The sequence below is a fragment of the Campylobacter sp. TTU_617 genome, from assembly GCF_016599045.1.
Taxonomy (GTDB): Bacteria; Campylobacterota; Campylobacteria; order Campylobacterales; family Campylobacteraceae; genus Campylobacter_D.
On the sequence record NZ_JAENKV010000026.1, the window covers coordinates 1 to 7,781 of the forward strand.

The following is a 7,781-nucleotide window of genomic DNA, read 5'->3' on the forward strand; positions in this document are numbered from 1 at the left end:
AACAACCAACCCATCTCATTTAAAAACACTTCAAAGCTTTGTTCTAAAATTTAAACATAATTTATCAATGAAATTAAATTTTTAACACAGCTTTAATATTTATCATTAAATTGTTTTTTATTTAGTTTAGTTTTAATTTTAGTTTATTTAATTAATTAATTAAAAAGAATGTTGTATTTTTATAAATAAAATCTTTTATTATAAATTTGGTAGTATTTTTTAATTTTTTTGCAATATTTTTTAATCTTTATAATAATTAAATAATTTATCATATTTATATCTTTTAATATTTTTATATATTTAAATATATTTTTTAAAATCTAATCTAACATTTAATAAAACAAATAACTAATCAAAGCAGACAATAATAACCAACCAAACCAATCTTAATCAATAAACTAAATAAAAACCCAACTAAATAGCCAAACCTTACTCACTCTACCAACCAAATAAAATAAGATTTAAAATAAAATAAATAAAGTAGGTAATATCAAACCAATCAACCAAACAAAGTAAAACAAAAATTAAGTGAAATAAATTAAGTAAGTAATAAATAAATTAAGTAAATAAGTATAAATAAGATAAAACAATCAAATTATCAAGAGTCAATAAAGCAATTTAAATTAAATAAAGCTAACCAAACAAACTTACTAAACAAACCTACCAAATAATCTTAAAAACAAACCTAACAATCTAAACTAGCTTAACCAAATAAATCAAACAAAGCAGACAACAACCAACTTAACTAAATAATCCAACCAAACAAAAAGTAAAGTAAGAAAAATAAATAAAGAAATAAAGAAAAATAAATAAGCAAACAATTAAACAATATAGTAAAACAATTTTTTTACAATAAAAACTAAAACAATAAACAAATTAAAAAATCTAATTTTTTAATTTATAAATAAATATAAAAATTTAATAAATTTATTTATCCTTAAGCTTATTAGGAATATAATCTCATTTCTTTTTTACAATTTTACAAAAAAGCATTAAAAGCGTTTTTTAAAATAATAAAAAAATAATTTTTGTATTAGAGATATTTTTAGTTTTATGAACATTTTATTTTTAAATGAGTAAAACTATAAATTAATATTTATTTAATCTTTAATTATTTTTTAAGTAAAAAAGTTTTGTTCTTTTAATTTAGTATTGTTTTCAAATCTTATAGTCAATCTTTGAAATCTAAATAAGTGATCGATTGAGCCAGATTATAATTTAAATATATTAAAAGATTAAAACTAGTTTTTAATCAAATACTTTTTCTTTGAAGAAAAAGATTAAACTATCTATAAATTATTATGGAGAGTTTGATCCTGGCTCAGAGTGAACGCTGGCGGCGTGCCTAATACATGCAAGTCGAACGATGAAGCTTCTAGCTTGCTAGAAGTGGATTAGTGGCGCACGGGTGAGTAAGGTATAGTTAATCTGCCCTACACTGGGGGACAACACTTAGAAATGAGTGCTAATACCCCATACTCCTATTTAACACAAGTTGAGTAGGGAAAGTTTTTCGGTGTAGGATGAGACTATATAGTATCAGCTAGTTGGTAAGGTAATGGCTTACCAAGGCTATGACGCTTAACTGGTCTGAGAGGATGATCAGTCACACTGGAACTGAGACACGGTCCAGACTCCTACGGGAGGCAGCAGTAGGGAATATTGCGCAATGGGGGAAACCCTGACGCAGCAACGCCGCGTGGAGGATGACACTTTTCGGAGCGTAAACTCCTTTTCTTAGGGAAGAATTCTGACGGTACCTAAGGAATAAGCACCGGCTAACTCCGTGCCAGCAGCCGCGGTAATACGGAGGGTGCAAGCGTTACTCGGAATCACTGGGCGTAAAGGGCGCGTAGGCGGATTATCAAGTCTCTTGTGAAATCTAATGGCTTAACCATTAAACTGCTTGGGAAACTGGTAATCTAGAGTGGGGGAGAGGCAGATGGAATTGGTGGTGTAGGGGTAAAATCCGTAGATATCACCAAGAATACCCATTGCGAAGGCGATCTGCTGGAACTTAACTGACGCTAAGGCGCGAAAGCGTGGGGAGCAAACAGGATTAGATACCCTGGTAGTCCACGCCCTAAACGATGTATGCTAGTTGTTGGGATGCTAGTCATCTCAGTAATGCAGCTAACGCATTAAGCATACCGCCTGGGGAGTACGGTCGCAAGATTAAAACTCAAAGGAATAGACGGGGACCCGCACAAGCGGTGGAGCATGTGGTTTAATTCGAAGATACGCGAAGAACCTTACCTGGGCTTGATATCCTAAGAACCTTATAGAGATATGAGGGTGCTAGCTTGCTAGAACTTAGAGACAGGTGCTGCACGGCTGTCGTCAGCTCGTGTCGTGAGATGTTGGGTTAAGTCCCGCAACGAGCGCAACCCACGTATTTAGTTGCTAACGGTTCGGCCGAGCACTCTAAATAGACTGCCTTCGTAAGGAGGAGGAAGGTGTGGACGACGTCAAGTCATCATGGCCCTTATGCCCAGGGCGACACACGTGCTACAATGGCATATACAATGAGACGCAATACCGCGAGGTGGAGCAAATCTATAAAATATGTCCCAGTTCGGATTGTTCTCTGCAACTCGAGAGCATGAAGCCGGAATCGCTAGTAATCGTAGATCAGCCATGCTACGGTGAATACGTTCCCGGGTCTTGTACTCACCGCCCGTCACACCATGGGAGTTGATTTCACTCGAAGCGAGGATGCTAAAATAGCTACTTTCCACAGTGGAATCAGCGACTGGGGTGAAGTCGTAACAAGGTAACCGTAGGAGAACCTGCGGTTGGATCACCTCCTTTCTAGAGTACTAAAGTAATAAGTCTCACAACTATTACTTCAATCAAACTCAATCATCCTTGTTTAGATTTCAAAGATTGATGAAAAGCTAATTTTGGGGAATTAGCTCAGCTGGGAGAGCGCCTGCTTTGCACGCAGGAGGTCAGCGGTTCGATCCCGCTATTCTCCACCATTATAAGGGCCTATAGCTCAGCTGGTTAGAGTGCACCCCTGATAAGGGTGAGGTCACAAGTTCAAGTCTTGTTAGGCCCACCATGAGATTAAGATTTGAAAAAGGTTTAAATCTAAAGTAAGTATATTTATTTAATATTTTAATATGCTTACTTTAGGTTTTACCTAAATGTTCTTTTACTTATCAATGTTAAGAGTCACAAGCAAGTTTTAAAAACAATTTTACTAAGCTTGTTAAAGAATAAGATTTTATATTTTTCTTTAGTATAGGTATTTTATGTATTTATATATAAGATATTATCTAAAGCTAAGTTTTAATATTTATTTTTAAGTATTAAATGCTTTCCGTCTTGAGTATAAAAGACTTATTGTAAAAACTTTAACAAGGAAGTGATGCGTTTTAGAATAAAGGTAAAGTTAGAATAATCTAACTTTTATGCGAAATCTTCTTTTATAAAGAAGTTAAAAGGTAAGCTACTAAGAGCGAATGGTGGATGCCTTGACTGGTAAAGGCGATGAAGGACGTACTAGACTGCGATAAGCTACGGGGAGCTGTCAAGAAGCTTTGATCCGTAGATTTCCGAATGGGGCAACCCAATGTATAGAGATATACATTACCTTAATAGGAGCGAACGAGGGGAATTGAAACATCTTAGTACCCTCAGGAAAAGAAATCAATAGAGATTGCGTAAGTAGCGGCGAGCGAAAGCGCAAGAGGGCAAACCCAGTGCTTGCACTGGGGGTTGTAGGACTGCAATATGTATAAAGAAAGCTTAGCAGAACATTCTGGAAAGTATAGCCATAGAGGGTGATAGTCCCGTATGCGAAAGGCTGACTTTAACTAGCAGTATCCTGAGTAGGGCGAAACACGTGGAATTTTGTCTGAAGCTGGGTCGACCACGATCCAACCCTAAATACTAATACCAGATCGATAGTGCACAAGTACCGTGAGGGAAAGGTGAAAAGAACTGAGGTGATCAGAGTGAAATAGAACCTGAAACCATTTGCTTACAATCATTCAGAGCCCTATGTAGCAATACAGGGTGATGGACTGCCTTTTGCATAATGAGCCTGCGAGTTGTGGTGTCTGGCAAGGTTAAGCACACGCGAAGCCGTAGCGAAAGCGAGTCTGAATAGGGCGCTTTAGTCAGATGCTGCAGACCCGAAACGAAGTGATCTATCCATGAGCAAGTTGAAGCTAGTGTAAGAACTAGTGGAGGACTGAACCCATAGGCGTTGAAAAGCCCCGGGATGACTTGTGGATAGGGGTGAAAGGCCAATCAAACTTCGTGATAGCTGGTTCTCTCCGAAATATATTTAGGTATAGCGTTGTGTCGTAATATAAGGGGGTAGAGCACTGAATGGGCTAGGGCATACACCAATGTACCAAACCCTATCAAACTCCGAATACCTTATATGTAATCACAGCAGTCAGGCGGCGAGTGATAAAATCCGTCGTCAAGAGGGAAACAACCCAGACTACCAGCTAAGGTCCCTAAATCTTACTTAAGTGGAAAACGATGTGAAGTTACTTAAACAACCAGGAGGTTGGCTTAGAAGCAGCCATCCTTTAAAGAAAGCGTAATAGCTCACTGGTCTAGTGATTTTGCGCGGAAAATATAACGGGGCTAAAGTAAGTACCGAAGCTGTAGACTTGACTTTGTCAAGTGGTAGGAGAGCGTTCTATTTGCGTCGAAGGTATACCGGTAAGGAGTGCTGGAGCGAATAGAAGTGAGCATGCAGGCATGAGTAGCGATAATTAATGTGAGAATCATTAACGCCGTAAACCCAAGGTTTCCTACGCGATGCTCGTCATCGTAGGGTTAGTCGGGTCCTAAGCCGAGTCCGAAAGGGGTAGGTGATGGCAAATTGGTTAATATTCCAATACCAACATTAGTGTGCGATGGAAGGACGCTTAGGGCTAAGGGGGCTAGCGGATGGAAGTGCTAGTCTAAGGTTGTAGGAGGTTATATAGGCAAATCCGTATAACAATACTCTGAGAACTGAAAGGCTCTTTGAAGTCTTCGGATGGATAGGAGAACCCCTGATGCCGTCGAGCCAAGAAAAGTTTCTAAGTTTAGCTAATGTTGCCCGTACCGTAAACCGACACAGGTGGGTGGGATGAGTATTCTAAGGCGCGTGGAAGAACTCTCTTTAAGGAACTCTGCAAAATAGCACCGTATCTTCGGTATAAGGTGTGGTTCGCTTCGTATTAGGATTTACTCCGAAAGCGAAGAAACTTACAACAAAGAGTCCCTCCCGACTGTTTACCAAAAACACAGCACTCTGCTAACTCGTAAGAGGATGTATAGGGTGTGACGCCTGCCCGGTGCTCGAAGGTTAATTGATGGGGTTAGCATTAGCGAAGCTCTTGATCGAAGCCCGAGTAAACGGCGGCCGTAACTATAACGGTCCTAAGGTAGCGAAATTCCTTGTCGGTTAAATACCGACCTGCATGAATGGCGTAACGAGATGGGAGCTGTCTCAAAGAGGGATCCAGTGAAATTGTAGTGGAGGTGAAAATTCCTCCTACCCGCGGCAAGACGGAAAGACCCCGTGGACCTTTACTACAGCTTGACACTGCTACTTGGATAAGAATGTGCAGGATAGGTGGGAGGCTTTGAGTAATAGACGCCAGTTTATTATGAGCCATTGTTGAGATACCACTCTTTCTTATTTGGGTAGCTAACCAGCTTGAGTTATCCTCAAGTGGGACAATGTCTGGTGGGTAGTTTGACTGGGGCGGTCGCCTCCCAAATAATAACGGAGGCTTACAAAGGTTGGCTCATAGCGGTTGGAAATCGCTAGTAGAGTATAAAGGTATAAGCCAGCTTAACTGCAAGACATACAAGTCAAGCAGAGACGAAAGTCGGTCTTAGTGATCCGGTGGTTCTGTGTGGAAGGGCCATCGCTCAAAGGATAAAAGGTACCCCGGGGATAACAGGCTGATCTCCCCCAAGAGCTCACATCGACGGGGAGGTTTGGCACCTCGATGTCGGCTCATCGCATCCTGGGGCTGGAGCAGGTCCCAAGGGTATGGCTGTTCGCCATTTAAAGCGGTACGCGAGCTGGGTTCAGAACGTCGTGAGACAGTTCGGTCCCTATCTGCCGTGGGCGTAAGAAGATTGAAGAGATTTGACCCTAGTACGAGAGGACCGGGTTGAACAAACCACTGGTGTAGCTGTTGTTCTGCCAAGAGCATCGCAGCGTAGCTAAGTTTGGAAAGGATAAACGCTGAAAGCATCTAAGCGTGAAGCCAACTCTAAGATGAATCTTCTCTAAGCTCTCTAGAAGACTACTAGTTTGATAGGCTGGATGTGTAATGGATGAAAGTCCTTTAGCTGACCAGTACTAATAGAGCGTTTGGCTTATCTTAAATAAAGCATCACTTCCTTGTTAAGGTTTTTATGCCTTTAATGAGTAAGATTTTAAACTTGCTTTTAACATTGTTTTTTAAGTATTCTTAAAAAATAAATCTATTATTTAGTTTAAAAAGATAAAAATAAAAAAAATGGATTAATTACTTTTAAAAGAATATTTAAATAACAATGTCCGTGATTATACAGATATGGAAACGCCTTGCTCCATCCCGAACCAAGAAGCTAAGCATATCGTGGGTGATGATACTACGCCTTACTGGCAGGGGGAAAGTAGCTCATTGCGGACTTGTTAATTTATACTTCTTAATACTTCGATATATATTTTACTTCTAATTAAAAATGTTTTTTATTAGTAGGAATATCTTTTTATTTTTATATTAATTTTTATAAATTATTAAAGCTTCTTTTAAAAATATCTATGTTTGATTTTTTATTTATTCATTAGCTTTTTATAGATAAAGGATAAAGTTTTTATTTATATTTTAATTAAATTCTAAATTTAAAAAATTAAATTATAAGTATATAACTTTAAAGATATATAAATAAAGATAAGTTAAATTAAATAAGCAATATCTAATTTAAATAGTTATTAATAAATTTATTTAGACTTATTTATAAGTTTTTTAAAGTTTTAAATAAGGAATTAAAATAAATATTAAAATTGAAAGATTTATATATAAAAAATGATTGATTAAAAAATATATTTTTAATTACTCTAATTAATTTCTTTCTTAAGATAATAAAACAAATTAAATATTATTTTTATACTTAGAAAAGATAAAAAGTTATTTTTATACTTTTTATTATTTAGCTTATTAAAATATTTAAAGATAATTTAGATGTTTATTAAAAATAAAAGAAATTAAAGAATATGCTTTTTTAAATTAGATGTTTTTTAATAAGAAGTAAAAGATATTTATTACATATTATTATAAAAACAAATAGTAAAAGATATCCATTTAAGTAAGTTAAGGTTATTAGGTTAAATTAAAAAATGATATAAAAAGAAATAAAATGTAGTAGCATAAAAAGAAATATGGTAATTTTATTATTCTTAAATATAAAAAAGATTTAGCAAAGGATAAGATCTAGATTATAATTATACAAGGTTTTTATATATTTTATACTATAAAGAAAACTTATATCTAGGATTTTAAATTATTAGATGAAAGATTATGAAAGAAGAACTTATTAAGTAATGGAATGTTTGAATTTGTTGGGAGGGGTATTTTTTATAAAAGGATAATTATTTTTGCAATATTTACTAGAGTAAAAAAGAGATTTTACTCAGTTAAATTAGTGATAAAAATGTTAGCTTACAAATTACAACAAAACAGATAAAGTTTTAAATCAATCTTTTAATATTAAAAAGTTTTTAGAATATTAAATATTTATTGGATTGGTAAGAGTTTTAAAGATAA

General features: G+C 35.8%; 2 tRNA genes and 3 rRNA genes. All 5 read left to right on the forward strand.

What is annotated here, in order from left to right:
- Positions 1-1,298 precede the first annotated feature (1,298 nt).
- The 5 genes from GQV94_RS07465 to rrf all read left to right on the forward strand — a co-directional run bounded on the left by GQV94_RS07465 (position 1,299) and on the right by rrf (position 6,647).
- Positions 1,299-2,811, forward strand: a 16S ribosomal RNA gene (locus tag GQV94_RS07465).
- A 94-nt stretch (positions 2,812-2,905) separates the two neighbouring features.
- A tRNA-Ala gene (locus tag GQV94_RS07470) sits at positions 2,906-2,981 on the forward strand.
- Positions 2,982-2,987: 6 nt separating this feature from the next.
- Positions 2,988-3,064 (forward strand) — tRNA-Ile (locus GQV94_RS07475).
- 383 nt (positions 3,065-3,447) lie between these two features.
- Positions 3,448-6,356: ribosomal RNA gene (locus GQV94_RS07480) — 23S ribosomal RNA — on the forward strand.
- A 174-nt stretch (positions 6,357-6,530) separates the two neighbouring features.
- Positions 6,531-6,647 (forward strand): 5S ribosomal RNA (gene rrf, locus GQV94_RS07485).
- The 16S, 23S and 5S rRNA genes sit together here with 2 tRNA genes alongside, the layout of an rRNA operon.
- The last annotated feature ends 1,134 nt before the right edge of the window (positions 6,648-7,781 follow it).